The 24,655-nt window shown below is 74.0% G+C and carries 22 protein-coding genes and 1 riboswitch; of the genes, 9 read left to right on the top strand and 13 right to left on the bottom strand.

The window, feature by feature from the left end:
• Positions 1-24: 24 nt before the first annotated feature.
• The 8 genes from ACFVXH_RS15010 to ACFVXH_RS14975 form a co-directional block, all read right to left on the bottom strand.
• Entirely contained in the window at positions 25-465 is a 441-nt protein-coding gene (locus ACFVXH_RS15010) for a PH domain-containing protein (protein WP_049651343.1), read from the bottom strand.
• Positions 466-573: 108 nt separating this feature from the next.
• On the bottom strand, positions 574-1,422 hold the full coding sequence (hisG, locus tag ACFVXH_RS15005; RefSeq protein WP_049651342.1) for an ATP phosphoribosyltransferase: 849 nt from the start codon (positions 1,420-1,422) through the stop codon (positions 574-576).
• Between the two features lie 57 nt (positions 1,423-1,479).
• Positions 1,480-1,752, bottom strand: a complete 273-nt coding sequence (locus ACFVXH_RS15000; protein WP_049651341.1) for a phosphoribosyl-ATP diphosphatase — start codon at positions 1,750-1,752, stop codon at positions 1,480-1,482.
• A 112-nt stretch (positions 1,753-1,864) separates the two neighbouring features.
• On the bottom strand, positions 1,865-2,338 hold the full coding sequence (gene ribH / locus ACFVXH_RS14995; RefSeq protein ID WP_049651340.1) for a 6,7-dimethyl-8-ribityllumazine synthase: 474 nt from the start codon (positions 2,336-2,338) through the stop codon (positions 1,865-1,867).
• A gap of 48 nt (positions 2,339-2,386) precedes the next feature.
• Positions 2,387-3,670 (bottom strand): bifunctional 3,4-dihydroxy-2-butanone-4-phosphate synthase/GTP cyclohydrolase II, encoded by a 1,284-nt coding sequence (locus tag ACFVXH_RS14990; protein ID WP_117491499.1) that lies wholly within the window; start codon positions 3,668-3,670, stop codon positions 2,387-2,389.
• A gap of 5 nt (positions 3,671-3,675) precedes the next feature.
• Positions 3,676-4,323, bottom strand: a complete 648-nt coding sequence (locus ACFVXH_RS14985; RefSeq protein ID WP_049651339.1) for a nicotinamide mononucleotide transporter family protein — start codon at positions 4,321-4,323, stop codon at positions 3,676-3,678.
• A complete protein-coding gene (locus tag ACFVXH_RS14980) occupies positions 4,320-5,066 on the bottom strand; it encodes a riboflavin synthase (protein WP_387823502.1) in 747 nt (248 codons plus the stop codon). Before ACFVXH_RS14980 ends, ACFVXH_RS14985 begins: the two co-directional genes overlap by 4 nt.
• 223 nt (positions 5,067-5,289) lie before the next feature.
• Positions 5,290-5,417, bottom strand: a riboswitch (FMN riboswitch).
• Between the two features lie 202 nt (positions 5,418-5,619).
• Positions 5,620-5,934: an antibiotic biosynthesis monooxygenase family protein gene (locus ACFVXH_RS14975; RefSeq protein ID WP_380743535.1), complete on the bottom strand. Its 315-nt coding sequence runs from the start codon at positions 5,932-5,934 to the stop codon at positions 5,620-5,622.
• 228 nt (positions 5,935-6,162) lie between these two features.
• Here ACFVXH_RS14975 and ACFVXH_RS14970 point away from each other — a divergent pair, with 228 nt between their 5' ends.
• Positions 6,163-6,867: an MSMEG_1061 family FMN-dependent PPOX-type flavoprotein gene (locus tag ACFVXH_RS14970; RefSeq protein ID WP_117486974.1), complete on the top strand. Its 705-nt coding sequence runs from the start codon at positions 6,163-6,165 to the stop codon at positions 6,865-6,867.
• Positions 6,868-7,101: 234 nt separating this feature from the next.
• Here ACFVXH_RS14970 and ACFVXH_RS14965 read toward each other — a convergent pair whose 3' ends face one another.
• On the bottom strand, positions 7,102-7,290 hold the full coding sequence (locus ACFVXH_RS14965) for a DUF1508 domain-containing protein (RefSeq protein WP_049651337.1): 189 nt from the start codon (positions 7,288-7,290) through the stop codon (positions 7,102-7,104).
• A 183-nt stretch (positions 7,291-7,473) separates the two neighbouring features.
• Here ACFVXH_RS14965 and ACFVXH_RS14960 point away from each other — a divergent pair, with 183 nt between their 5' ends.
• The 4 genes from ACFVXH_RS14960 to ACFVXH_RS14945 all read left to right on the top strand — a co-directional run bounded on the left by ACFVXH_RS14960 (position 7,474) and on the right by ACFVXH_RS14945 (position 11,687).
• Complete coding sequence (locus tag ACFVXH_RS14960) at positions 7,474-7,887, top strand: HIT family protein (RefSeq protein WP_387823497.1); 414 nt, start codon at positions 7,474-7,476, stop codon at positions 7,885-7,887.
• A gap of 155 nt (positions 7,888-8,042) precedes the next feature.
• Positions 8,043-9,107 (top strand): serine hydrolase domain-containing protein, encoded by a 1,065-nt coding sequence (locus ACFVXH_RS14955; RefSeq protein ID WP_387823494.1) that lies wholly within the window; start codon positions 8,043-8,045, stop codon positions 9,105-9,107.
• A gap of 547 nt (positions 9,108-9,654) precedes the next feature.
• Positions 9,655-10,347 (top strand): hypothetical protein, encoded by a 693-nt coding sequence (locus ACFVXH_RS14950; RefSeq protein WP_387823491.1) that lies wholly within the window; start codon positions 9,655-9,657, stop codon positions 10,345-10,347.
• 149 nt (positions 10,348-10,496) lie between these two features.
• Positions 10,497-11,687: an alpha/beta hydrolase family protein gene (locus tag ACFVXH_RS14945; protein WP_387823488.1), complete on the top strand. Its 1,191-nt coding sequence runs from the start codon at positions 10,497-10,499 to the stop codon at positions 11,685-11,687.
• Between the two features lie 103 nt (positions 11,688-11,790).
• On the opposite strand, the gene ACFVXH_RS14940 is transcribed toward ACFVXH_RS14945, so the two are convergent.
• Positions 11,791-12,336 carry a helix-turn-helix domain-containing protein gene (locus tag ACFVXH_RS14940; RefSeq protein ID WP_049651332.1) on the bottom strand — a complete coding sequence of 182 codons (546 nt, stop codon included), beginning with the start codon at positions 12,334-12,336 and terminating at the stop codon, positions 11,791-11,793.
• Between the two features lie 122 nt (positions 12,337-12,458).
• On the opposite strand from ACFVXH_RS14940, the gene ACFVXH_RS14935 reads away from it, so the two are divergent.
• The gene (locus tag ACFVXH_RS14935) at positions 12,459-13,913 is read left to right on the top strand and encodes an MFS transporter (RefSeq protein WP_387823484.1); all 1,455 of its coding nucleotides are present in this window, start codon (positions 12,459-12,461) and stop codon (positions 13,911-13,913) included.
• A gap of 2,152 nt (positions 13,914-16,065) precedes the next feature.
• Complete coding sequence (locus tag ACFVXH_RS14930; RefSeq protein ID WP_387823481.1) at positions 16,066-19,749, top strand: SpoIIE family protein phosphatase; 3,684 nt, start codon at positions 16,066-16,068, stop codon at positions 19,747-19,749.
• An 83-nt stretch (positions 19,750-19,832) separates the two neighbouring features.
• Here the strand turns inward: ACFVXH_RS14930 and ACFVXH_RS14925 are convergent, their stop codons facing one another.
• Positions 19,833-20,591 (bottom strand): SDR family NAD(P)-dependent oxidoreductase, encoded by a 759-nt coding sequence (locus ACFVXH_RS14925; protein WP_387823478.1) that lies wholly within the window; start codon positions 20,589-20,591, stop codon positions 19,833-19,835.
• Positions 20,592-20,728: 137 nt separating this feature from the next.
• Positions 20,729-21,706, bottom strand: a complete 978-nt coding sequence (locus ACFVXH_RS14920; RefSeq protein WP_387823475.1) for a pseudouridine synthase — start codon at positions 21,704-21,706, stop codon at positions 20,729-20,731.
• Between the two features lie 214 nt (positions 21,707-21,920).
• Between ACFVXH_RS14920 and ACFVXH_RS14915 the strand changes: the two genes are divergently transcribed.
• Both ACFVXH_RS14915 and ACFVXH_RS14910 read left to right on the top strand, forming a co-directional pair.
• A complete protein-coding gene (locus ACFVXH_RS14915; protein ID WP_049655986.1) occupies positions 21,921-23,012 on the top strand; it encodes a PP2C family protein-serine/threonine phosphatase in 1,092 nt (363 codons plus the stop codon).
• Positions 23,013-23,187: 175 nt separating this feature from the next.
• On the top strand, positions 23,188-23,583 hold the full coding sequence (locus tag ACFVXH_RS14910; protein ID WP_387823472.1) for a DUF3224 domain-containing protein: 396 nt from the start codon (positions 23,188-23,190) through the stop codon (positions 23,581-23,583).
• Between the two features lie 38 nt (positions 23,584-23,621).
• On the opposite strand, the gene ACFVXH_RS14905 is transcribed toward ACFVXH_RS14910, so the two are convergent.
• Complete coding sequence (locus ACFVXH_RS14905) at positions 23,622-24,461, bottom strand: poly-gamma-glutamate hydrolase family protein (RefSeq protein ID WP_387823469.1); 840 nt, start codon at positions 24,459-24,461, stop codon at positions 23,622-23,624.
• Positions 24,462-24,655 lie beyond the last annotated feature (194 nt).

Genomic DNA, 24,655 nt, shown 5'->3' with positions numbered 1-24,655 from the left:
CCGGCTGCGGGCCGGGGCGCGGGCTCAGGCCTGGGCGTGGTGCTCGACCAGGTCGCGCAGCGCCCGGGCGTCCGCGATCGCCTGGTCCTTGCCGACGCCGGACTGGATGCCGACCGCGGCGAGCGAGGTGCCGTCGGCGAGGTCGAGGGTGGCCCACGGGTCGCCCTGGCGGAAGTTGACCCGGACGATCTCGGCCCAGGCCAGCCGGCGGCGGCGGACGAAGTTGACCACCGTCACGCCCTCCGCGTCGGCGCTCACCTTGGGGCGGGCCAGCATCAGGCCGACGCCGGCGAACAGCAGGCCGCTGGCCGTCATCATGATCCGGTCGTTGAGCTGCCAGTTCTCCGGGAGCAGCACGGCCATCGCGGAGAACAGCACCACCATCAGCACGCAGACCGGCAGCAGTACGGCGCGGGTGCGGCGCGGAGCCCAGGTGACGGGGAACTGGACGGACGGCGTGGACACGTGGGTTCTCCGGGGGTGGTTCTGGGGGCGGCAGCACGGCGGGGCGGGGACGCCGACCGGCGTCCCCGCCCCATTGAACCGTTCTTTACCCGCGCTCGGGCGGGCGGGTCAGAGGCGGCAGGCGTGGATGTTGGTGACCAGGATGGCCCGGGCGCCGATGCCCCAGAGGTCGTCCATGATCTGCTGAGCCTCCTTGCGGAGCACCATCGACCGCACCGCGACCCAGCCCTCGGTGTGCAGCGGCGAGACGGTCGGCGACTCCAGGCCCGGGGTGAGCGCGACGGCCGCGCCGACCTTCTCGGCGCGGATGTCGTAGTCCATCAGCACGTAGCGGCGGGCCACCAGCACGCCCTGGAGGCGGCGCAGGAACTGCTCCACCCGGGTGTCCTCGCCCGCGCCCTTGGGCCGGATCACCACGGAGTCGGAGACCAGGATCGGCTCGCCGAACACCTCCAGGCCGGCGTTGCGCAGGCTGGTGCCGGTCTCCACCACGTCGGCGATCACGTCGGCGACGCCCAGCTGCACCGCGGTCTCGACCGCGCCGTCCAGCTTGGTGACCGTCGCCTTCACGCCGTGGTCGGCCAGGTGCTGCTCGACCAGGCCGGTGTACGAGGTGGCGATCCGCAGGCCCTCCAGGCCCTTGACGTCCTCGACGTCCACGCCCTCGGGGCGCGCGAAGCGGAAGGTCGACCCGGCGAAGCCGAGGGCGAGCACCTCCTCGGCGTTGGAGTGCGAGTCCAGCAGCAGGTCGCGGCCGGTGATCCCGACGTCGAGGCGGCCGGAGCCCACGTACACCGCGATGTCGCGCGGGCGGAGGAAGAAGAACTCCACCTCGTTGTTCGGGTCGACGAGGACGAGCTCCTTGGGGTCCTTCCGCTGGCGGTAGCCGGCCTCATGGAGCATCTCCGCCGCGGGACCCGAGAGCGAACCCTTGTTGGGGACGGCGATGCGCAGCATGGGAGGTTGCTTCCTTACCTGTTCGGAGGATGGGGGTGCTCGGGAGAGCGGGGGTGTCTAGAGGTACTTGTAGACGTCGTCGAGCGTCAGTCCGCGGGCGATCATCATCACCTGGAGGTGGTAGAGGAGCTGCGAGATCTCCTCCGCCGTCTGCTCGTCCGTCTGGAACTCGGCGGCCATCCAGACCTCGGCGGCCTCCTCGACGACCTTCTTGCCGATCGCATGGACGCCCTGCTGGACGAGCTGCGCGGTACGGGAGGACGAGGGGTCGCCGGTGGCGGCCTTCTGCTGGAGCTCGGCGTAGAGCTCCTCGAATGTCTTCGAAGCCATGATGGGGCCACCTTACGGCGTGCGGGCGGACGGACGGTAAACGGTCCCGGAGCGTGGACAGTCGGGTGGACGTCCGCGCTCCGGGACCGGACGGACCGGGTGCGGCCCCGTGTCAGAGCGCGGCGCGCAGCGCCACGACGGTGGCGACGGCGGCGGTGACGGCCTCGTGGCCCTTGTCCTCGGCGGAGCCGGGCAGGCCGGCGCGGTCGATCGCCTGCTCCTCGTTGTCGCAGGTCAGCACGCCGAAGCCGACCGGGACGCCGGTGTCCACGCTGACCTGGGTGAGGCCGCTGGTGGCCGCCTGGCAGACGTAGTCGAAGTGCGGGGTCCCGCCGCGGATCACCACGCCGAGGGCCACCACGGCGTCGTAGCCGCGCTCGGCGAGGCGCTTGGCGGCGACCGGCAGCTCGAAGGTGCCGGGCACCCGCAGCACGGTCGGCTCGGCGACGCCCAGCTCCTTGAGCGCGCGGTGCGCGCCGTCCAGCAGGCCGTTCATCACCGTGTCGTGCCACTGGGCGGCGACGACGGCGACCTTGAGGCCGGCGGCGCCGTCGATGGTCAGCTCGGGGGCTCCGTGACCGCTCATGTTCTCTTCCGTTCCCTGGTGTCGTCGCTGGTTCTGAGGTGTGCGGCTTCAGGAGCCGAGGCCGGGCAGGTCGTGGCCCATCCGGTCGCGCTTGGTGCGCAGGTAGCGCAGGTTGTGCTCGCCGGGCGCGATCTCGACCGCTTCGCGCCCCTTGACCTTGAGCCCGTGCTCGGTGAGCGCGGTCAGCTTCTGCGGGTTGTTGGTGAGCAGGGTGAGCGAGCGGACGCCGAGGTCCACCAGCATCTGGGCCGCGATGCTGTAGTCGCGGGCGTCGGCGGGCAGGCCGAGGTCCAGGTTGGCGTCGACGGTGTCCCGCCCCCGCTCCTGCAGCTCGTACGCGCGCAGCTTGTGGGCCAGGCCGATCCCCCGCCCCTCGTGGCCGCGCAGGTACAGCACCACGCCGCGCCCGGCCTCGGCGACCCGCCGCAGGGAGGCCTCCAGCTGCGGGCCGCAGTCGCAGCGCAGCGAGCCGAAGACGTCACCGGTCAGGCACTCGGAGTGGACCCGCACCAGGACGTCCTCGCCGTCCGGCAGCCGCCCCTCCGCGTCCAGGCCGCCGGCCACCAGCGCGAGGTGCTCGACGCCGTCGATGGTCCCCCGGTAGCCGACGGCGGTGAACTCCCCGTGCACGGTGGGCAGGCCGGTGGCGGCGGCCCGGTCGACGTGCAGCTCGGTACGGCGGCGGTAGGCGATCAGGTCCTCGATGGAGATGATCGCCAGGCCGTGCTCGCGGGCGAAGGCGACCAGCTCGGGCAGCCGGGCCATGGTGCCGTCGTCGTTGACCACCTCGGCGATCGCGCCGGCCGGCGGCAGCCCGGCGAGCCGGGCCAGGTCGACGGCGGCCTCGGTGTGGCCGGGGCGGACCAGCACGCCGCCCTCGACGGCGCGCAGCGGGAAGACGTGCCCGGGGCGGGTGAGGTCGCCGGGCTCGGTGCCGGGCGAGGAGAGCAGCCGTACGGTGCGGGCGCGGTCGGCGGCGGAGATGCCGGTGTCGACCCCCTCCCGGGCGTCCACCGAGACGGTGTACGCGGTGCCCTTGCGGTCCTCGTTGACCTGGGTCATCGGCGGGAGCTTGAGGCGGTCCAGCTCCTCGCCGGTCATCGGGGCGCAGATCACGCCGGAGCTGTAGCGGACGGTGAAGGCCATCAGCTCGGCGGTCGCGGCGGACGCGGCGAAGACGATGTCGCCCTCGTTCTCGCGGTCCTCGTCGTCGACCACGACCACGGCGCGGCCGAGCGCGATGTCGGCGATCGCCCGCTCGACCGGGTCGAGGACGAGCTCGGGGTCGGAGTCGGGCCCGGTGGCCCCGTGGCTGGACTGGTTCTCGGTCATCTCGGTCATACCGTGGCTCCCTGCGGGACGGTGGCGGACTTGGCGCGCGGCTCACGGGTGCTCAGCCACCAGGACCGCAGGCCGAGCAGCACCAGGACGAAGTAGACGGAGTAGGTGAGGCCGGAGAAGGTGTAGCCGCTGTTGAAGGCGAACGGCACGCCGACCGCGTCGACCGCGATCCAGGCGAACCAGAACTCCACCCAGCCGCGGGCCTGGGCGACCATCGCGGCCAGCGTGCCGACGAAGACGTAGGCGTCCGACCAGGGGCTCCAGGACAGGCTGGGGTAGGACGTGAAGAGCAGGGCGAGCGCGACCGTGCCGGCCGCCGTACCCGCCGCCAGCGCGATCCGCTCGCGCCAACTCGCGAACCGTACGGCGATCGTGCCGCCCTCACGGCGGCCCCGCTGCCACTGCGCCCAGCCCCAGGCGGCGGTGACGATCACGATCAGCTGCTTGCCGATCAGGCCGGGGACGTGGCCGCCGAGGTAGGCCGCGATCAGCACCGCGCCGGACAGCAGCTGGACCGGCCAGCTCCAGACCGAGCGGCGCCAGCCGAGCGCGAGCCCGCCGAGGCCGAGGATGTTGCCGAACATGTCGGCCCACTTGACGTGTTCGCCGAGGACGGTGAACGCCTCGCCGCTGAGCCAGCTCACTCGGACTCCCCCGGGGTTCCGTCGACCGGCAGGCCGGACGGGGTGGACAGGCTGGAAAGGTCGGACGGGTGGGGCGGGTTGGAAAGGTTCGGCAGGTTCGGGAAGTCGGGCAGGGTGCGGGACTCCAGGAGGCGCTCGACGTACTTCGCGAGCACGTCCACCTCGAGGTTGACGCCCTCCCCGACGGCCTTGGCGCCGAGCGTGGTCAGCGCGAGGGTGGTCGGGATGAGGCTGACGGTGAAGCTGTCCGCAGCCGCCTCCACCACGGTGAGGCTGACGCCGTCGACCGTGATCGAGCCCTTCTCCACCAGGTAGCGGGAGATCGTGCCGGGCAGCGAGAACCGCAGCACCTCCCAGCGCAGCTCGCCCGCCGCGTCGCGCTCGCCCGGCTCGCGGCTCAACAGCCGCCCGGTGGCGTCGACATGGCCCTGGACGAGGTGGCCGCCCAGCCGGGCGCCGAGCGCCATGGCGCGCTCCAGATTGACCCGCGAGCCGGGCGCCAGCTCGCCGAGGCTGGAGCGGTGCAGCGTCTCGGCCATCACGTCGGCGCTGAACTCACCGGTGCCGGCGGCCAGTTCCGCCGGGCTGTCGACAACGGTCAGGCACACGCCGTTGACCGCGATGGAGTCGCCGTGCCGGGCACCCGTACAGACCACCGGGCCGCGCAGGCGGATCCGCGAGGAGTCGCCGATCTCCTCGATCGACACGACCTCGCCGAGCTCTTCGATGATGCCGGTGAACACCCGGGTTCTCCTCGCGCTTGGGGCGCGGACTCCGGGGCGGCATGGGAGATGACACGGACGGGCACCGGCGCACGGACCCGGGACACGCCCGTCGCCGGGGATGCCGAGGCCACCGGGAGATCGCTCGCCCGGCACGGGAGACACCGCTCCCGTCGTTCACCTGACCGGGGCCCGGGAGGCAGTCTCCTGCCACTGGACCCACGGGTACTGCTCTTCGTCCGCCCGCGCACGCCTCCCATCCGGACTTTAACCGTCGGTCCAGGAATTTCACCTGGTCAACCGGCCGCTGGCTGCGGACGGGTCGCGGACTGTAACCGCCGGTTCGGATTTTCACCGACCCCGGAGTGCGCTGAACGTCACTGCTTGATGCCGTCATTGTGCCACGGTCGGCGCAAGGGCAGGGAGGGCCTCCGGCTGTGGTCTGTTTCACGGGCTTGCGGGGAATGCGCGGCGGGGTGCTACCGCGGCTCCGCCGGGGGGCGAGCGTACGTTGGAGGGCCATGTGCGCGGGGGTGCGCGTGTTCGGCGGGCCATGCGCTCGGAGGGCCGCGGCTCAGAGGGCCGCGGGGGCGGTGATCGACGTGAAGTGGGTGACCTCCGGCGGGTGGGCGAGGTAGCTCAGCTCGCCCTCCGACCAGACCGGCCGGATCCGCCACATCGGCCCCGCGTACCCGCGCAGCGCCTCCTCGTCGCGCCAGCGGCTCAGCACCAGCACCCGGTGCCCGTCCTCGGACACCGAGCGCAGCAGCTCGCCGCCGAGGCAGCCGTCGGTCCGCCCGAGCTGCGGGATCACCTGGGCGGCCAGGTGCGCGCAGAACTCCTCGATGCGACCGGCCGAGACCTGCCCGGCCCAGATCCTGACGATCACGACCACCACCTCCGGCTGCGGCTGGCGTCCCGCGCCCGGGCATCCCTCGCCCGGGCGCGCTGACCACTGACCCGGCGGTCCCCGCCCGGCGAGCCCCGAGCCAGTGGTCCCTGGCCCCCATTATGAGCGGAAACCCGCTGGTGGGGAGGGGTGGAGCCGGAATTTCACGGAGGGTTGCCAGGGCCCGGGGAACGGGGTGCGCCGAGCGGCCTCGGCTACATTCCCGGTATGACGACCACACCGGAATCTGTCGTTTCGTCAACCACCGCAACCACCGCGCCGAACCGGCCGGGCAGCCTGTTCGACGCCCTCCACGCGGGCGCGCTCAGCGATCCCGCCCAGCTGCGCGAGATCTACGAGCAGCCCGGCGACCAGGCGCGCCGCAAGCAGGTCGACCACCTGCACGAGGTCGCCCAGCGCCTGATCGCCTGCTCCCCGCTGGTCTTCGTGGCCAGCGCGGACGCCGCCGGGCGCTGCGACGTCTCCCCGCGCGGCGGGCCGGCCGGGCTGGTCTCGGTGCTCGACGAGTACACCCTGGCCATTCCGGACGCCACCGGCAACAAGCGCTTGGACACCCTGCACAACATCCTGGAGACCGGCCGGGTCGGGCTGCTCTTCGTCGTCCCCGGCCGGGACGCCACCCTGCGGGTCAACGGGCGGGCCTGCGTCTCGACCGACCCGGAGCTGCTGCGGCAGCTGACCGCCGTCGGCAAGCCGCCGCGCAGCGCCATCGTGGTCGCCGTCGAGGAGGTGTACGGGCACTGCCCGAAGGCCTTCCTCCGCTCCTCGGCGTGGAAGCCGGAGAACTGGCTCGCCAAGGACGCGCAGCCGAGTTCGGCGGAGGTCACGCTCTCGCACCTGCGGGACGAGTCGCTGACCGTGGAGATGATCGAGCAAATCGAGCGGGAGGCGCTGCTGTACCGGTACGAGTGAGGCAGCGGGGACTTCTCCGCTCGGGGTCCCCGTCTCGCTGTGAGTGTCCGGCGGTCGGTTTGGCGGGTGCCCGGCGAGGTGCTCGGCGAGGTGCCCGGCGGCCGGCCCGGCGCCCGACCCACCGGGCCGCGCGCCCGGCCTGAGCCTCGGGGCTCCGGCCGCCCCGTGGCTCAGGCCGCCTCGGGTTCAGGCGGCGGTGGGCTCAGGCCGCCTTGGGTTCGGGCGGCGGTGGGCTCAGGCCGCCTTGGGAAGGTCCACCACGGGCGCGCCGTCGGCGGCCCGCTGGACCGCCTCGACGCCCTTGTGGGCCGCGTCCTTGCTGGCGTAGCCCTGGCCGGTGGCGACGATCTCGCCGTTGCCCGCCTTGAGCCGGAACCGGTACTTGCCACCGGCGTCCTGATAGACCTCGAACTTGCCCGACATCGGGGCCACCTCCTCGCGGGGCCTCCTCGTGGAGCGCTCGATGCGCCCGCTGTCCGGCCCCCGGCGCCACCGTGCGCCCGGCACCGCCCAGGCCGCACCCGGGCGGCGGCCGGACGGGTGATGCCGGGCCCACCGGGGTTTGCGGAGGTGCCGGGGCGGCCGGCCGGTGGTTTGAATGGACGGATGGACTGCGTCTTCTGTGCGGTGGTGGCGGGCGAGGAGCCGGCGCACCGGGTGCTGGACGACGAGGTGGCGGTGGCCTTCCTGGACCGCCGGCCGCTGTTCCCCGGGCACGTCCTGGTCGTGCCGCGCGCCCACCACCCGACGCTGGCCGACCTGCCCGCCGCCGAGGTCGGGCCGTTCTTCCTGCGGGTGCAGCGGGTGGCGGGGGCCGTCGAGCGCGGGCTGGGCGCGGCGGGCAGTTTCGTGGCGGCGAACAACCGGATCAGCCAGTCGGTGCCGCACCTGCACGTCCACGTGGTGCCGCGCAATCCGAAGGACGGGCTGCGCGGGTTCTTCTGGCCCCGGCGGCGGTATCCGGACGAGGCGGGGGCGGCGGAGGTCGCGGCCCGGCTGCGGAAGGCGCTGGAGGAGTGACGGGGGCAGGGCTCCGGCTCCGTGCCCTGCCGTGGGGATCGCGCGGGGGGTCGGTTGGGGGTCGGCGGGGTCGTACCTCCGCAGGAGCATCGGCGGGGTCGATATCGTTTTCCGGGCGGACGATCCGGCCGAACCGGGCGCCTAGGCTCGCGAGCATGAACGAACTCGCCTGTCTCGTGCAGCAGACGGCCGACCGGCTCGCGGGCCGACACGTCGGCGCGGTGGTCGCCGGGCTGGCCGGCGACCACGTGGAGATCCGGGGTGCCGGGCGGACCGGTCCGGGCGGTGGGATACCCGGGCCGCACACGCTGTTCGACATAGGCTCCGTCACCAAGGTGTTCACCTCGCTCGTGCTCGCACGGCTGGCGCTCGACGGAGCCGTCCGGCTGGACGAACCGCTCGCCGAGGTGCTCACGGGGGCCTCGGGCGGTCGGGCCGTCGTCCCGGCCAGGGGCCCGCAGCCGATCACCCTGCGGCACCTCGCCACCCACACCTCTGGGCTCCCCCGGCTGCCCCGGGGCATGCTGGCGCAGTCACTGCTGTCCCCCAACAAGCCCGATCCGTACGCCGGTTGCACCACCGAGCGGGTGCTCGACGGGCTCGCGCGGACGCGGTTGCGGACCACGCCCGGGCGCGGCTTCCGCTACTCCAACCTCGGCGCGGGGCTGCTCGGCCTGGCCCTCGCGCAACGGTCCGGCGTCGGGTACGAGGAGTTGGTGGCGCGCGAGGTCTGCGCACCGCTGGGCCTGGTGGACACCTGCGTGCGGTCGGACGAGGAGCAGTCCGCGCGGCTGGCGCACGGGCACACGCCGGGCGGCCGGCCGGTGCCGCACTGGAGCTTCGGGGCCGTGCCCGGCATGGGCGGGCTCCGGTCGACCGCCGCCGACCTGGTGGTGTTCCTGCGGGCCCAACTCGCCGCCGGGCGCGAGCCGGAGGCGCCGCTGTCGGCCGCGATCGCCCTCACCCGGGAGACCCGCCACCGGGTCAACCCCTTCGCCTGGACGCACCTGGGCTGGCTCGGGCACCGGCTGCACACCCAGCAGGGCGGGCACCTCCAGATCTGGCACAACGGGGGCACCGGCGGGTTCCGTTCGTTCGTGGCCTTCGACCCGGAGAAGCGGGTCGGCGCCGTGGTGCTGGCCAACACCCGCCGGTCGGTCGATCCGGCGGGCACGGCGCTGCTGCGCGGGCTGCAGAACGGGTTCGCGGCGACGGGGTGAGGGTGGTGGCGGGGGTTCCGGCGGCGACGGGGGTTCCGGCGGTGACGGCGGGGGATTTCCGTCGGAATGTGCCGATCGGCACTGTCGGCGGGCGCGGTGAGGAGTCGATCCTGGGCATCCGATGGTTGCGGCCCTCCTGAGGGGTTGCCGCGGAGCGGAGGGAGCTCGGTATGACGGTGGTGCGGGCCGCCCGGGCGGGCGTTGCGGCCCCGCCCAGGGGCACCTGGGCCGTTCGTCCCCACCCCCGTGGCGGGCGGCTGCGGCCGGGGCGCGATGATGGCGGGGTCTAACCAGGCCAAAAGGTGCTGATTGGCACTGTCGCCGGGGGCGGCGCGCGGTCGATGCTGGGGTTCTGGAAGTCGCGGTTCCGTTGGGGGAGCCCTCCGACTGAGCCGAGTGAAAGGGGGCCGACGTGGCGGTGACGTGGTCGCCGACGCGGGTGCGGTCGGCGGGTGCGACCGGTTCTGCCGACCTGGCCGCTTCTGCCGGTGCGGCCGGCGTGGCTGGTTCGGCCGGCGCTGCCGGTCGACTGGGCCCGGTGCTGCGGGTGCACAGACGGTTCCGGCCGCTGTCCTGGCCGGCGCGGGTGTGGCTGCACTCCTGCGGGGTGGCCGTCTCCGTGGTGGTCTGTCTGGCGCTCGGCGAGTGGTGGCCCGCGCCCGTACTGGCCGCCGCCGCGGTGGTGGCGGTGAGCGGGTACGAGCGGCTGCGGCCCACACCCGGGCTGCGCTCCGTACGGGTCCACGAGGGCGGGCTGGTGCTGGTCTCGGCCGGCGGCGGCGAGGAGCCGCTGCCCTGGCGCGCGATGGAGGCCACCGAGTACTCCCCGGGAGGGCCGCACGGGGAGTACGAGCACGGGCGAATATGGCCGGCGGGCGCGGACGAGCCGCTGGTGCTGGCGCACCTTGGCGGGCTGGGCAGGCTGTTCCGGGAGCTGGAGGAGCGCCTCTCCCCCGGGCTCCGGGCCGCCCTGCACGAGACGCTGCGCGCGGAGGGGAGCGTCCGCTTCGTCCGGGGGCGACTGACGGTGACGGCCGGCGGGCTGGTGCACCGGCCACCGCACCCGCTCGCCGCGACGGAGGCCTACCGGTGGCCGGAGGTGCACTCGGCCCGGGCCTCCGCCCTCGGCGAGCTGGAGGTCCGGACGCACTCGGCCGGTCTCCCGCTCACCTTCCCGGTGCCCAACGCCCGTGCGGCCGCAGGCTTCCTGGAGGACCTCCGGACGGCCTCCACCGGCTGACGGCCCGCCCGGGCCGAGCAGCCCCGGTGCAGGTCCGCACAGGTCCGCCCAGGCCCGTCCCCTAGGGGGCCCCACAGCTCCTTCCGGAAGGGATCAGTACGCCGCTGAGTGGACGTCAGTTCCGTGGCGGGCGGCCTACGGTCGCTGACATGAGCCGACTCCGTACGACCGCCGCCGCTGCGGCCCTGCTGCTCGCGCTGCCGCTGTCCGTCGCCGCCGCCGCGCCGGCCCTGGCGGCCGCGCCCGCCAGCTCCGCCACCGCTCCCGCGAACCCGACCACCCGGACCGCCGCCCAGGTCGAACTCCCCCGCCCGACCGGGCCGTACGCGGTCGGGCAGGAGGTCCTGCACCTCGTGGACCAGAACCGTCCGGACCCGTGGGTGCCCGCCGCCGGTCCGCGCCAGCTGATGGTCTCGATGTACTACCCCGCGCACGCCGGGACGGGCACCCCCGCCCCGTACATGACGCCCCCCGCCGCCCGCGCGCTGCTGGACGGGAAGCTGCCGGGCAACACCATCCCGACCGAGGCGGTGTCCGGCACCCGGACGTGGGCGGAGTCCGGGGCCCGCCCCCAGGGCGGCCACTACCCGCTGGTGGTCCTGTCGCCCGGCTTCACCATGCCGCGCGCCACGCTCAGCAGCCTCGCCGAGGACCTGACCAGCCGCGGCTACGTCGTCGCGCTGGTCGACCACACCTACGAGAACACCGGGACCACCTTCCCCGACGGCCGGACGCTCCCCTGCGAGGTGTGCGGGACGCTGAGGACCCAGGAGGCCTGGGAGGCCCTGGACGCGAGCCGGGCGAAGGACGTCTCCTTCGTCATCGACCAGTTGACCGACCGCCCGCACCCGGCCTGGCGCTACGCCCGGCTGATCGACCGCGACCGGATCGCCATGGCCGGACACTCCGCCGGTGGCGCCGCCACCGTCCCGGCCCTGCTCACCGACGACCGGATCCGGGCCGGGGTCGACCTGGACGGCACCATGGACTACCTGGTGCCCGAGTCCGGCATCAAGGGCAAGCCGTACCTGATGATCGGCCACCCGCTGCCCGGCGGCGGCGAGGACGAGAGCTGGCTCAGGAGCTGGCCCCGGCTGGACGGCTGGAAGCGCTGGCTGACCGTCGACGGCACCGACCACGGCAGCTTCACCGACTTCCCGCTCTTCTTCGACGGGCTCGGCCTCCCCAAGGGCCCGGACACCACCATCGGCAGCCAGCGGGCCGTCGCCCTCACCCGGCAGTACGTCGGGGCGTTCTTCGACCTCCAGCTGAAGGGCGTCCCCCAGCCGCTGCTCGACGGGCCGAACGCCGCCAACCCGGAGGTGCGGTTCACCTCCTGACGGCCGTCCCCGGGGCAGCGATTTCCGAGTGACAGCGGTTCCCGGGCGGGGCCGTCGGCAACGCGCCAGCGGCCCCGTCGGCGTACGGGCGCCCTGCCTACGGTCAGCCGGGCAGCACCGCCGCCGAGGCGATCGGTTCGAGCAGCGGGTGGGGGCGGACCAGGGCGCGGGAGACCGGGTCCTCGCGGTGACCGCCGGCCCGGGCGGGGTTGGGGCGCATGACGACCGCGGTCGGCGGGACGGGCCCGCCGCCGCAGGCCGGGCAGACGCCGACGAGGTCGAGGTCGGTGCCGCAGACGGCGTGCGCGAAGAGGTGGTACGGGCCCCCCTCGGTGGCATGCCGGCCGCCCCAGCGACTCAACTGGTAGAGCGGGCCCCAGAGTTCGAGGCCGGTACCGGTCAGCAGGTAGCCGTGGCGCAGCGGCGCCCGCTGGTACGGCTCCTTTCGCAGCACCCCGGCCGCGACCAGGGCGTTGAGGCGCGAGGTGAGGACGGCGCGCGGGATGCCGAGGTGGGCGAGGAAGTCGTTGAAGCGCTGCACACCGTAGAACGCGTCGCGCACGATCAGCAGGCTCCAACGCTCGCCGACCACCTCCAGGGCGCGGGCCAGCGCGCACTCCTGCAGTTCGTAGTCGGTTCCCAGGGCCATGGGCGTCAGCCTAGTCCACCCCTCTAATAGGTTCAATGAACAGACCAGCGGTGGTAGCGTGCCATTCGAGACGAAGGTTCATTCACCAGACCATAAAGGTCCGGCCCTCGGAGGGAACACCCATGCCCCCCGCACCACCTGGCTCCTCACCCACCTCCTCCCCCGCCACCCCCACCACCCCCGCCGCCCCGGGTCCGCGCGTCCGGCCCGGGGCCACGCTGGCGACCACCGCGGCGGCGACCGCCCTGACCACCGTCGCGTACACCGCCCCCACCGCCTCGCTCGCCGCCACCGCCCAGGCCGCCCACCTGGGCGCCTCCGGCCGCACCTGGATCCTCACCGGCACCCTGGTCGGCATCTCGGCGCTGCTGCTCACCGCCGGGAGCGCCGCCGACGACCACGGCCGCAAGCGGGTCTTCACCTTCGGCGTGCTGCTGTTCGCCGCCGCCGAGGCGCTGGCCGCCCTCGCCCCCGGCGGCGCCGTCTACCTGGCCTCCCGGGTACTCCTCGGCGCCGCCTCGGCCGCCGTCCTGGCCCCCGCGCTCGGCCTGATCAGCCACGCCCACCCGCCCGGGCCCGGCCGGATCCGGGCGCTCGGCGTCTGGGGCGCGGCGGTCGGACTGGGCATCGCGATCGGGCCGGTGTACGGCGCCCTGGTCCAGCAGTGGGCCGGATGGCGCGCGGTCAGCGGCGGGATCGCGGTGGCCGCCGCCGTGGTGGCCGGCTGCGCCGCCGGGGTCCTCACCGAGTCACGGGCCGAACGCCCGCGTGCCCTCGACCCGTACGGGGTGCTCACCCTCGCCGCCGGCACCTCCTGCCTGATCGCCGGACTGGCCGAAGGCCGCGGCGGCTGGGGACAGCCCGCCGTGGTGGCACTGCTGGCGGGCGGGGTGCTGCTACTGGCGGCGTTCGCCGTGGTCGAGGCGAAGGTCCGGGAGCCGATGCTGGACCTCGCCCTGTTCCGCAGCCCCGGCTTCATCGCGGCCACCGGCGGGGCGCTGTTCACCGGGCTGGCCCTGGTCGGCTTCATGAGCTACCTGCCCACCCTGCTCCAGGGCGTGCTCGGCCTGTCCGGCCCGGCCGCGGCCGGCGTGCTGGCCCTGTGGTCGGGCCTCTCGGTGGTCTCCGCGCTCCAGGCCCGCCACCTGGCCACCCGCCTGCCCGCCACCGCCCAGGTCGCCCTCGGCCTGCTCGTCTGCGGCACCGGCGAGGCCGCGCTGTACGGGCTCACCCCCGGCTCGTCCTGGCTGCGACTGGCCCCGGGACTCGCCGTCGCGGGCATCGGCAGCGGCATCCTCAACGCGGCGCTCGCCCGGCTCGCGGTCAGCAGCGTCCCCGCGCACCGGGCCGCCATGGGCTCCGGCGCCAACAACACCTCCCGCTACCTGGGTTCGGCCCTCGGCGTGGCCCTCACCGTCACCGTCGCCGGCTCCCCCCACCCCACCGCCCACACCCTCGCCGCAGGCACCGACCGGGCCACCCTCACCGCCGCCGCCCTCTGCCTCCTCGGCGCCCTCCTCGCCCTCGCCGCCCACACCACCGAATCCCGCACCACCCACCCCACCCCCGTCCCGTGAGCCACCAGACCCCCCTCCCACCCCCGCGAGACACCAGAAGTCGGCCCATCCGACTTCCGCCGCGGCAGCTGAAACGCCTCCCCACCTGTGGCAACACAGGCACCGGTTTTGTCGGCCAACGGTTGAGGTTCTGGACGACTTTCCGTGACCCAGAACCCAAATTGAGCCGCTGCCGATGCCATTTGCCGCAACATGTGGCCTGAAGCAGCGAACCCCGGAGCCGCCGGCGCCGATCCAGGCGCCAGCACCGCGCAACCGGTCCGCCCGAACCACCATCCCAAGGCCTACGCGGAAGGCCTCCGGACGACCGCGCCGAGGCCAACGGACAATTCGCGAGCAGACCGGGAGCCCACACACGGAAATCCCACCCTCCAAGCGCACGAGAAGTCGGCTCAATCGACTTCCCACGCACACCCAGGCGGAAGGACCCTCCCCGGCTCCGCCGACATCAACCGGGGCTCGCCCGCCTGAAGTGCGAGCCGGACACCGGCGAAGCGAGCCCCCCGACCAAACGCCCCGTACTGAATAGCGTCACTGGGCGAGGCACGAGAAGTCGACTGGATCGACTTCCCATGCGCTACTCGTCGGTTCGTCGCGGCAGCGGGGGCCACATCGCCATGGACAACACCTGGGAATGGAGCGTGGGAAGTCGGCCCGGTCGACTTCCCACGCGGGAGCTGCCGGTTCGAATGGTGGTGGAGGCCGCGCCGCCGTGGGTGGCACCAGAGGGTAGGGGCGCGAGAAGTCGACTGGGCCGACTTCTCGTGCGGGAGCTGTCGGTTCGGGGCCCTGGCGGAGGCCGGAACGACAGGAACCGCGCTCGGGCAGGAAGCACGGAAAGTCGGCTGGATCGACTTCCCGTGCGCTACTCGCCGGTTCGTCGCGGCAGTCGGGGCCGCACCGCCATGGACAACTCCTGGGAATGGGGCACAGGAAGTCGGCCCAGTCGACTTCCTGCGCACAATCGGGGTCAGCGGCTCTCGGGCGGACCCTCCAAGGCCGACGGATGGCACCGGCCCCTGCTCGCGCCACTGCGGCTCGACACAGGCAAAGCGAGCCCTTGGCAAGGGGCTCCCTGACGAGCAGCGTCACCGGAACAGGACGTAGGAAGTCGGCTCGGCCGACTTCCTCTACGGACACCGCTTGGGGACATGGTGGAGGCCTCACCGACAGGAATCGCACTTGGGTCGGACGCGAGAAGTCGACTGGATCGACTTTCCGCGCGGACACCGGTTGGGAGCCGGGTCGAGGCCGCAGCGACAGGAACCACGCTCGGGCGGGAGGCCCAGAAAGTCGGCTAGATCGACTTTCCGCGCGCAACCCACCGATCCGTCGCGGCAATGAAGGCCACACCGCCATGGACAACACCTGGGAATGGGGTGCAGGAAGTCGGCGCGGTCGACTTCCTGCGCGCAGCCGGGGTGGGCTGCTTCCGGACGCTCGCGCCGAGGCCAACAGATAGCGCGGCACAAGCGAAGCAAGCCCTGGCAATACGCCGCCTGGCGAGCAGGATCACTGGAGCAGGACATGGGAAGTCGGCCAAGCCGACTTCCTGCGCGGGCACCGCTTGGGGGATGTGCTGGAAGCCTCGCCGGCAGGAACCGCACTCGGACTCGAAGCACGGGAAGTCGACTGGACCGACTTCCTGCACGGGACCCGTCGATTCGTCGCGGCAGCGGGAGGCCGCACCGGTATGGAGAACGCCAGAGGGTGCGGGGTGCAGGAAGTCGGCCAGGCCGACTTCCTGCACACAACCGGGGTGAGGGGCTCGGGGCAGTCGCTCCGAGGCCGACGGATGGCACGGGAGCTGCCGGTTCGAGTGGTGGTGAAGGCCGCGCCGCCGTGGGCGGCGCCTGAGGGTAGGGACGCGAGAAGTCGACTGGGCCGACTTCTCGCGCGGGCACCAGCTCGGGGCGTGGTGGAGGCCGCAGCGACAGGAACCGTGCTCGGGTAGGGCGCACAGGGAGTCGGCTGGATCGACTTCTCGTGCGGGAGCTGCCGGGTCGGGTGGTGGTGGAGGCCCTGCCTCCATGGGCAGCGCTTGAGGGCGGGGTGTGGGGGCTGGGGCGGCTGCGGTGGGTGGGGGTGCGTGCGAAGATGGCAGGGCTGGTGGGAACGATCTCCGGACGGTTTCTGGGACGGTTCTCTGGCCATGGTGGACGAATACGCGCAGCGCGCGGGGCAGCCTCGGCAGGACGCCCTGCTGATGGTGCCGATCGCCACGGCGCTGATCGACGCCGACGGGCGGATCCTGCACTGGAGCGGTGACGCGGAGGCGTTGCTCGGGCACCCTGCGCAGGAGGCGGTGGGGGCGCGGGCGGCGACGCTGCTGACCTCCGAGGAGCACCGGCCGGAGGTGCTCCAGCTGTTCCGGCAGATCCTGGCGGGCCGGCCGTGGTCCGGGGTGTTCCCGGTGCGGCACCGGGACGGGCACCTGGTGAACCTGGAGTTCCGTACGTATCCGATCCGCGGCCCGGGCGGTGCCCCGATGGTGCTGGCGGTGGCCTCCGAGGTGACGACGCTGCACCGGCTCCAGGCCGATCTGGCGCTCCTCGACGGGTTCTTCACGCAGTCCCCGGTCGGCATGGCGGTGTTCGACACCGGCCTGCGCTTCGTCCGGTTGAACGCGGCGCTGGCGGACGCGAACGGCCTGGGCGTCGAGGAGCCGCTGGGCCGTCGGCTCACCGAGGTGCTGCCGGGGATCAACGCCCCGGAGTCCGAGGCGGTGATGCGCCGGGTGCTGGAGAGCGGCGAGCCGGTGGTGGACGACCTGGCGCACGGCCGTACCCCGGGCGACCCGAGCCACGACCACGCCTGGTCGGCCTCGTACTTCCGGTTGAGGGACCGCGGCGGCCGGGTGCTCGGGGTGTGCGCCACGGTCATCGACATCACCGAGCGCTTCCATGCCGACGCCCGGGCGGCCCGCGCCCAGGAGCGGCTGTCCCTGCTGGTCGACGCGACCGCCTCGATCGGCACCACGCTGGACCTGCGGCAGACCGCCCGGGAGCTGGTCGACGCGATGGTGCCGAGGGTCGCCGACATCAGCGCGGTGTTCGGGCTGGAGGAACTGGTGGCCGGCCGGAACGTGGAGCCGCCCGCGCCGGACGTCCCGCTGCTGGTGCGCCGCCTGGCGATCGCCTCCGCCGACGCCGTCTACCCGGCCGATTCGCTGCCGGTGGACGCGGTGTACGAGCTGCGGCCGGACTCCCCGTACGCCCGGGCGCTGGCCGGCGGGCGCACGGTGGTGGTGCCCTCCTGGGAGCTGCCGATGCTGAGCGAGCCCGTCCACGAGAGCCGCCGCCAGGCCTACCTGGGCGACCGCCCGCGCTCGGTGCGGATCACCCCGCTGGTGGCGCGCGGTACGACGCTCGGCATGGTGGTGTACTCGCGGCGCGGCGCGCGGGAGTCCTTCGCGGCGGCCGACATCACGCTCGGCGACGAACTGTCCTCGCGCGCGGCCGTCGCGATCGACAACGCCCGGCTGTACCTGCGCCAGCACCAGACCGTGCTGGCCCGGCAGCAGGCGCTGCGCGAGGCGAGGGCCGCGCAGGAGCGTCTGGCGCTGGTCAACGTGGCCTCCGCCCGGATCGGCACCACGCTCGATCTCGCCCAGACCGCGCAGGAGTTGGCCGAGGTGGCAGCACCGAGGCTGGCCGACACGGTGGTGGTGGAGGTGCTGGAGGAGCTGGTCCGCGGCGAGCGCGAGGCGACCGCCCCGGTGGACGGCTCGGCGCTGCTGCGGCGGATGGCCTTCCACTCGGTGCCCGGCTCGACGCTGGCGCCGATCGCCCGCACCGGCAACCTGCACCGCTTCGTGCCCGGTTCGCCGTACGCCTGGTGCCTGGCGCACCGCAAGCCCGTCCTGGTGCCCAGGATGGACGAGGAGGGCATGGCCTGGTTCGCCGACGACCCGGTGCGGCAGGCCGCCGTACGGGAGCAGAACGTGCTGTCGTTCATGGTGGTCCCGCTGATCGCGCGCGGCACCCCGGTCGGCGTGGCGGGCTTCTACCGCACCCGGGTCGAGCGCCCGTACGATGACGACGACGTGGCGCTGGCCGGGGAGTTGGCGGTGCGGGCGGCCGTCTCGATCGACAACGCGCTGCTGTTCACCCGCGAGCGCGACGCGGCCGCCGCCCGGCAGCGGGCGCTGGACGAGGCGTGGGCCGCCCAGCAGCGGCTGTCGCTGCTGAACGAGGCCAGCAACCGGATCGGCACCACGCTCGATCTGCACCGCACCGCCCGGGAGTTGGTGGAGGTGGTGATCCCGCGCTTCGCCGACTTCGTGACGGTGGACCTGCGCGAGGCGGTGCTCAGCGGCGAGGAGCCCGGGGCGGTCCCGGCGGAGGGCCCGGTGCTGATGCGGGCGGTGGCGGTCGGCGACACCGGCCCGGACGGCGGCATGCTCGGGGCGGCCGACCAGGTGGGCGAGACCTCGCAGTCGGCCGGGCTGTACGCGCAGAGCCTGCGCACCCGGCGCTCGATCCTGGTCTCCGAGGTGACCGAGGAGGAGCTGAGCCGGATCGTCGCCTCGCCCGACCGGGTGCAGCCGAGCCTGGACGCCGGGGTGCACTCGTACCTGATGGTGCCGCTGGTGGCGCGCGGACAGGTGCTGGGCGGCGCGGAGTTCGTCCGCTCCCGCAACCCGGTGCCGTTCGGGTCGGCGGACCGTTCGCTGGCCGAGGAGCTGGCCGCCCGAACCGCGCTGGCGATCGACAACGGACGGCTCTACCGCCGCGAACGGGACACCGCGCTCACCCTCCAACGCAGCCTGCTGCCACAGGAGGTGCACCGCACGCTCGGGCTGGACCTCGCCTACCGCTACCTGCCGAGCAGCGTGGTCAGCGAGGTCGGCGGCGACTGGTTCGACGTGGTGCCGCTGTCCTCCGGGCGGGTCGCGCTGATCGTCGGCGACGTGATGGGCCACGGCATCCGGGCCGCCGCCACCATGGGTCAACTCCGCACGGCCGCACGGACGTTGATCACCCTGGACCTGGACCCCGAGCGGGTGCTGTACCGGCTGGACGAGGCGACCGCGGGAATCGGCGAGGGCCAGTTCGCCACCTGCGTCTGCGTGGTCTACGACCCGGTGGACCGCCAGTGCACCGCGGCCAGCGCAGGGCACCTGCCGCCCGTGGTCGCCGACACCGAGGGGCGGGCGCACCTGGTCGAGCTGCCCACCGGCGCCCCACTGGGGGTGGGCGGAGTCGCCTTCGAGAGCGCCGAGTTCACCCTCCCCGAGGAGGGCATCCTGACCCTCTACACGGACGGGCTGGTCGAGCGCCGGGGCCAGGACCTCGACGAGGGACTGCAGTTGCTGTGCCGGACGGTCGCCGACCGGCGCGGCTCGCTGGAACAGACCTGCGACGCCGTCCTGAAGCGGCTCACCGAGACCACCGGCGAGGACGACATCGCCGTCATCATGGCGCAGGTCCGCCCGAAGGGTGCGGACCGGATCGCCACCCTGCGGCTCACCGGCGACCACGCCATGGTCGCCCACTCGCGCCGCTTCACCCGCGAGACGCTGGCCTCCTGGGGACTCGACGCGCTCATCGACTGGGCCGAGCTGCTCACCAGCGAGCTGATCACCAACGCGCTGGTGCACGCCGGATCGCCCACCCAACTGCGGCTGTACTGCAACCGGGTGCTCACCGTCGAGGTCGCCGACCAGGAGTCCGAGGTGCCGCGGATCCGCCGCGCCCACAGCGAGGACGAGGGCGGCCGGGGCATCCACCTGGTCAACGAGCTCGCGCACCGCTGGGGCAGCCGCCGGACCAAGGACGGCAAGGTGGTCTGGTTCGAGCTGGAGCTGCCCCCGGGGGCAACACCCTCCGCCTGAACGACCGGCGGCTGTCGCACCGCGTCTCTCGGCCGGTGCGCGAGAGGCGAGTTGGGGCGGGACACCGAGATCGGGGGGTGTCGTCAGCGGCCGGCCAGGTCCTCGGCGCGGTAGCGGCCGGAGGGCCTGCGGTCGCGAAGCAGGCCGAGCAGGGCCGGTGCCACCCGCTCGGGCAGCGGCGCGCCGGAGACGTCCTCGCCGGGGCCGGCCTCCTGGAGCATCCGGGTGCGCATGCTGCCCGGGTCCACCGACCAGACCCGCAACTCCGGCTCCTCCCGGGCGAGTACGTCACCGGCGAGGTCCAACGCGGCCTTGCTGGCACCGTAACCGCCCCAGCCGCGGTAGGGCACCACGGCGGCCTCGGAACTGACGTTGAGGACGGCGCCGGCGTGGGCGCGCAGCTGGGGCAGCACGAGCTGGGTGAGGGCGATCGGGGCGAACGTGTTGACCTCGAAGGTCTCCAGCAGGCCCGGCAGCGGGAAGTCGGCCAGCCGGGGCAGCGGTTGCCCGCCGGGGCCGGGGGCGCCGTTGAGCGTTCCGGCGTTGTTGACCAGCAGGCTCGCGCCGCCGAGCTCCTCCGCGGCCCCGGCCAGGTGGGCGCGGTGGTCGTCGTCGACGACGGAGCCGGGCAGGGCGACGACCCTGGTGACGGCGGCCAGATCGGCCGCGGCGGAGGCGAGTTCGGCCGCTCCCCGGGCGGTGATCACCAGCTGCCAGCCGTCGGTGGCGAGGGCGCGCGCGAGGGCCAGGCCGAGGCCGCGGGAGGCTCCGGTGACCAGGGCGACGGGAGCGCTCCGCGGTACGGCGGCGCGGCGCGCCCCGCCGGTGCCTGCGCTCGTCACGCCTGCGCTCCTGCCCGCGTTGTTGTCTGCGTTGGTTCCTGCGTTGGTGCCTGCGTTCATGCCGCACACCATCCCGCCGCCGGGCCGGTCGGCGGATCGGCCGCCGGAACGGGGACCGGCTCGGACGTTGGCCCTAGCTAGATCGTTCGGAGGTCCTGGGGCCCGGGACCGGCGTCGTCGGCCCAGCCCTGCGGGTCGGTCCAGGCGGTCAGTGTGCGGCGGGTCGCGAAGCGGCGCTCCCGACCGGTCAGCGGATCGGTGAACTCGATCGTCGAGGCGAGCAGTTGCAGCGGGCGGCGGAAGTCGTCGGGGGCCGGCTCGGGCAGCACGACCGGGTAGACCGGGTCGCCGAGGATCGGCAGCCCGAGGCCGCACATGTGCAGCCGCAGCTGGTGGGTGCGCCCGCTCAGCGGCCGCAGCCGGTAGCGGGCGAGGCCGTCGCGGCGCTCCAGCAGGTCGATCCGGCTCTCGCTGTTCGGCGGCGCGTCGATCTCCTGGGCGGCGATCACCCCGCGCTCCTTGACGATGTGGCTGCGTACGGTGCGCGGCAGGCTCAGCTCCGGGTCGTACCCGGCGACCGCCTCGTACTCCTTGCGCACCAGGCGGTCCCGGAACAGCGTCTGGTAGGCGCCGCGGTCCTCCGGGCGGACGACGAACATGGCCAGGCCCGCGGTGAGCCGGTCCAGGCGGTGCGCGGGGCTGAGCGCGGGCAGGTCGAGGGCGTGCCGCAGCCGGGACAGCGCCGTCTCGGTGACGTGCCGGCCGCGCGGGGTGGTGGCCAGGAAGTGCGGCTTGTCGACCACCACCAGGTGCTCGTCGCGGTGCAGTACGACCAGCTCGAACGGGACGCGCACCTCCTCGGGGAGGTCCCGGTAGAACCACAGGTGGGCGCCGGGGCTGAACGGCTCCGCCGGGGCGATCGGGCCCTGCTCGCCGACGATCTCGCCGTCCCGCAGCGCGGCGTCGATCCGCTCGGCCGGGACGGCGGGCAGTCGGTCCACCAGGTGGTCCCGCACGGTCGGCCAGGGGCCTTCGAGCGGCAGCCGGAGGTGGACCGGGTCCACACCGTGGCGCTGCGGGAGGGGGGAGGCCGGGCGGCGGCTCTTGCGTCTCATCTCCCGGCCCAGCCTAGTGCGCGCCGGCGCGCGCCCCTCGGCCGAGGTGCTGACCCGGGGCCGGGCAGGGAAAGTGGACCGGAGGCCCTCGTGATGCCGGGGGCCTCCGACCGTCCGCCGGCCGTCCACCGGGCATCCGGCGGGCCGGAGGGCTGAGGGCCGAGGGACCAGCAAACCGACGTCCGGCCCACCGGCCGGCACCACTGGAGGACGCGTGACCGCCGACGGCCCGGACGGGGTGCCGCCGCTGCACCTGCCGAGGCGGACCCGGCTGCTGCTCTACGGCTCGCTCCTGCTGCTGGTCGCCGCCGTGGTGGCCGCGCTGGCCATCGGGCCCGGGACCACCCTGGCGCCGCTGCTCGCGGTGGCCCCGGTGCTGGCCGGTGCGACCACCCGGCGGGCCCGGGTGCCGCTGCTGGTCGGCGCGGCCGCGGTGGTCGCCGTCGGCCTGCTGGAGTCGGCCAACGCGCAGCTGCCGCTCTCGGTCCGGATCAGCGTGCCGGTCACCGTCCTGGCCTCGACCCTGGCCAGCGCGGCCAGCGTCGTCCTGGTGGCGGCCCGCGAGCGGGAGCTGTTCCAGGTCCGGACGGTGGCCGAGGCGGCCCAGCGGGCCCTGCTGCGCCCGCCGCCGGAGCGGATCGGGCCGCTGCGCCTGGCGGTGCGGTACGTGGCGGCGGCCGCCGAGGCCCGGATCGGCGGGGACCTGTACGCCGTGGTGGAGACCCGCTTCGGGCTGCGCATCCTGCTCGGGGACGTCCAGGGGCACGGCCTCCCGGCGGTGGAGACGGCGGCGGACGTCCTCGGGGTGTTCCGGGAGGCCGCGCGGACCGAGCCGGACCCCGGGCGGCTCGCCGAACGGCTGGACGCGGCGCTGGCCGCCCGGCCGTCGGAGGAGGGGCGGTTCGCCACCGCGCTGCTGCTCGACGTGGCGCCGGACCGGGGGCCGGTGCGGCTGGTGAACTGCGGCCACCCGCCCCCGCTGCTGCGCCGGGCGGGCCGGGTGAGCGAGCTGGAGCCCCCGTTCCCGGCGCCTCCCCTGGGGCTGCTCGGGCTCACCGACGACAGCTACCCGGACCGGCGGTTCGACCCGGAGCCGGGCGACCTGCTGCTCCTGCACACCGACGGGGTGTCGGAGGCCCGGGACGCCGCAGGCCGGTTCTACCCGATCGCGGAGCGGCTGCCCGGACTGCACGGCGGCACCCCGGCGGACCTGCTGGACGCCGTGCTGACGGACGTCGGCGGCTGGGTCGGCGACGCCGGGCTGGCCGACGACGCGGCGGTGCTGGCGATCCGCTGGGAGCCGTGACCGGGCCGCGCCGATGGCTCGGGAGGGCGGTCCGGAAAGCGGTCCGGAGAACTGCCCGGAGAGCAGCTCCGGTGAGCTTCCCGGCCGCGATTGTCAGTGGTGTGTGCAAGGCTCGGTCCACGGTCGGCGGGGAGTCGGCCGCAGGGTGGTCGCGGATCGACGAGGGGACGGTGCCATGGGGAGCGGGAGCAGGGCGAGCGGGTCTTTCGAGGTCACGGCGTTCGAGCCGGTGGAGACGGAGGAGCGGGAGGGCGCGGCGTTCGGGCGGGTCCGGATCGCCAAGACCTTCACGGGCGGGCTGAGCGGGGAGAGCGAGGTGCGGATGCTCTCCGTCGCGGGCCCCTCCGGCAGCCCGGCCTCGTACGTCGCGGTGGAGCACGTGACGGGTGAACTGGACGGGCGCAAGGGCTCGTTCGTGCTCCAGCACGCGGCGTGGGACACCACCGGCGCATCGATACGCGTGGTGCCGGGCACGGGCACGGGCGAGCTGGCCGGGATCACCGGCGAGTTCCACCTGACCGTCGACGGGTCCGGCACCCACACCTACGTCCTGGAGTACGGGCTGGGCTGACGCCGGCCGCGGCGCGCGCGGCCGGCGGCCCCGGTCCGTCAGAGGATGGGCTGGGTCGCCTCCAGCCGCTGGATCGCGGTCCGGACCGCGGTCGCGTAGGCCCAGAACAGCGGCAGGGTGTTGGCCGCCCGCTCGGTGCGGGTGTTCTTGCCCGGGGCGAACATCGCGGCCCGCAGCTCGGTGGTCATCTCCAGCTGGGCGCCCATGCCGAGCAGGCTGCGGTTGCAGATGTTCTCCGGGGAGATGCCCGCGATCTCCTCCTCGCCGGAGGCGGTCACGGCCCGGATGCCCGCGGCCGCGAACTCCTCCATCAGGTACTGGCGGAAGGTGGGGTTCAGGCCGCCGACCAGCACGGCCTGGGCGCCGACCTCCAGTCCGGCCTGGGCGGCGGTGCAGCCGTGCAGCGACAGCACGTTGCGGCTGCCGGCGCACATCGCGCGGGCCACTCCGTCGTCGCAGTGGGTCGAGGTGACGTGCAGCTCGCTGTTGTTGGAGGAGCGCAGGCCCTCGAACATCCAGAAGTCGTGCGTCGGCCCGGCGGCCGGGGCCGGGGCGAGGTCGGCCGGGTGGTAGCCGGCGATGGCCAGGCACAGTTCGGAGGTGCCGCCCTCGATGCCGCCGCCGTGCGGGGCGATGACGGTGGTCCGGACGAACGGCGTACGGCCCTGCGGGCTCTGGTCGTCGACCAGGTGCCGGCGGTAGCGGCGGCCGTAGTCCACGCCCTCGACCACGGTCGGGTTGACGTAGAGGGCCGTATTGGAGGGGTACAGGTCGGCGGCGGCGCTCGCGGGGGTGCTGCCCACGGCGGCGCCGAGGGTGCTGAGGGCCGGGGCCGCGGCGAACGCGGCGATCAGGGTACGACGGTTAATCACGGTCACGGATCATGACAGGAGGTGGGGGATCGGAAAAGTACCGGCAAGGCTTTGGCCAAGTCGACGCCATGTCACGACGGGACCGGCCCGGTCGTGCGACACCGGCCTGACCGTGCGACACCGGCCCGACGGAGGCGTGCCGCATCCGCCCGGGCACGGGCAGCGCTGTCACGATGATGCGATCAGTGCACGATCGACAT

This window comes from Kitasatospora sp. NPDC058184 (assembly GCF_042883725.1).
GTDB lineage: Bacteria > Actinomycetota > Actinomycetes > Streptomycetales > Streptomycetaceae > Kitasatospora.
The sequence above is the reverse complement of the archived record's forward strand: the minus strand, read 5'-3'. Positions and strand labels throughout refer to the sequence as shown.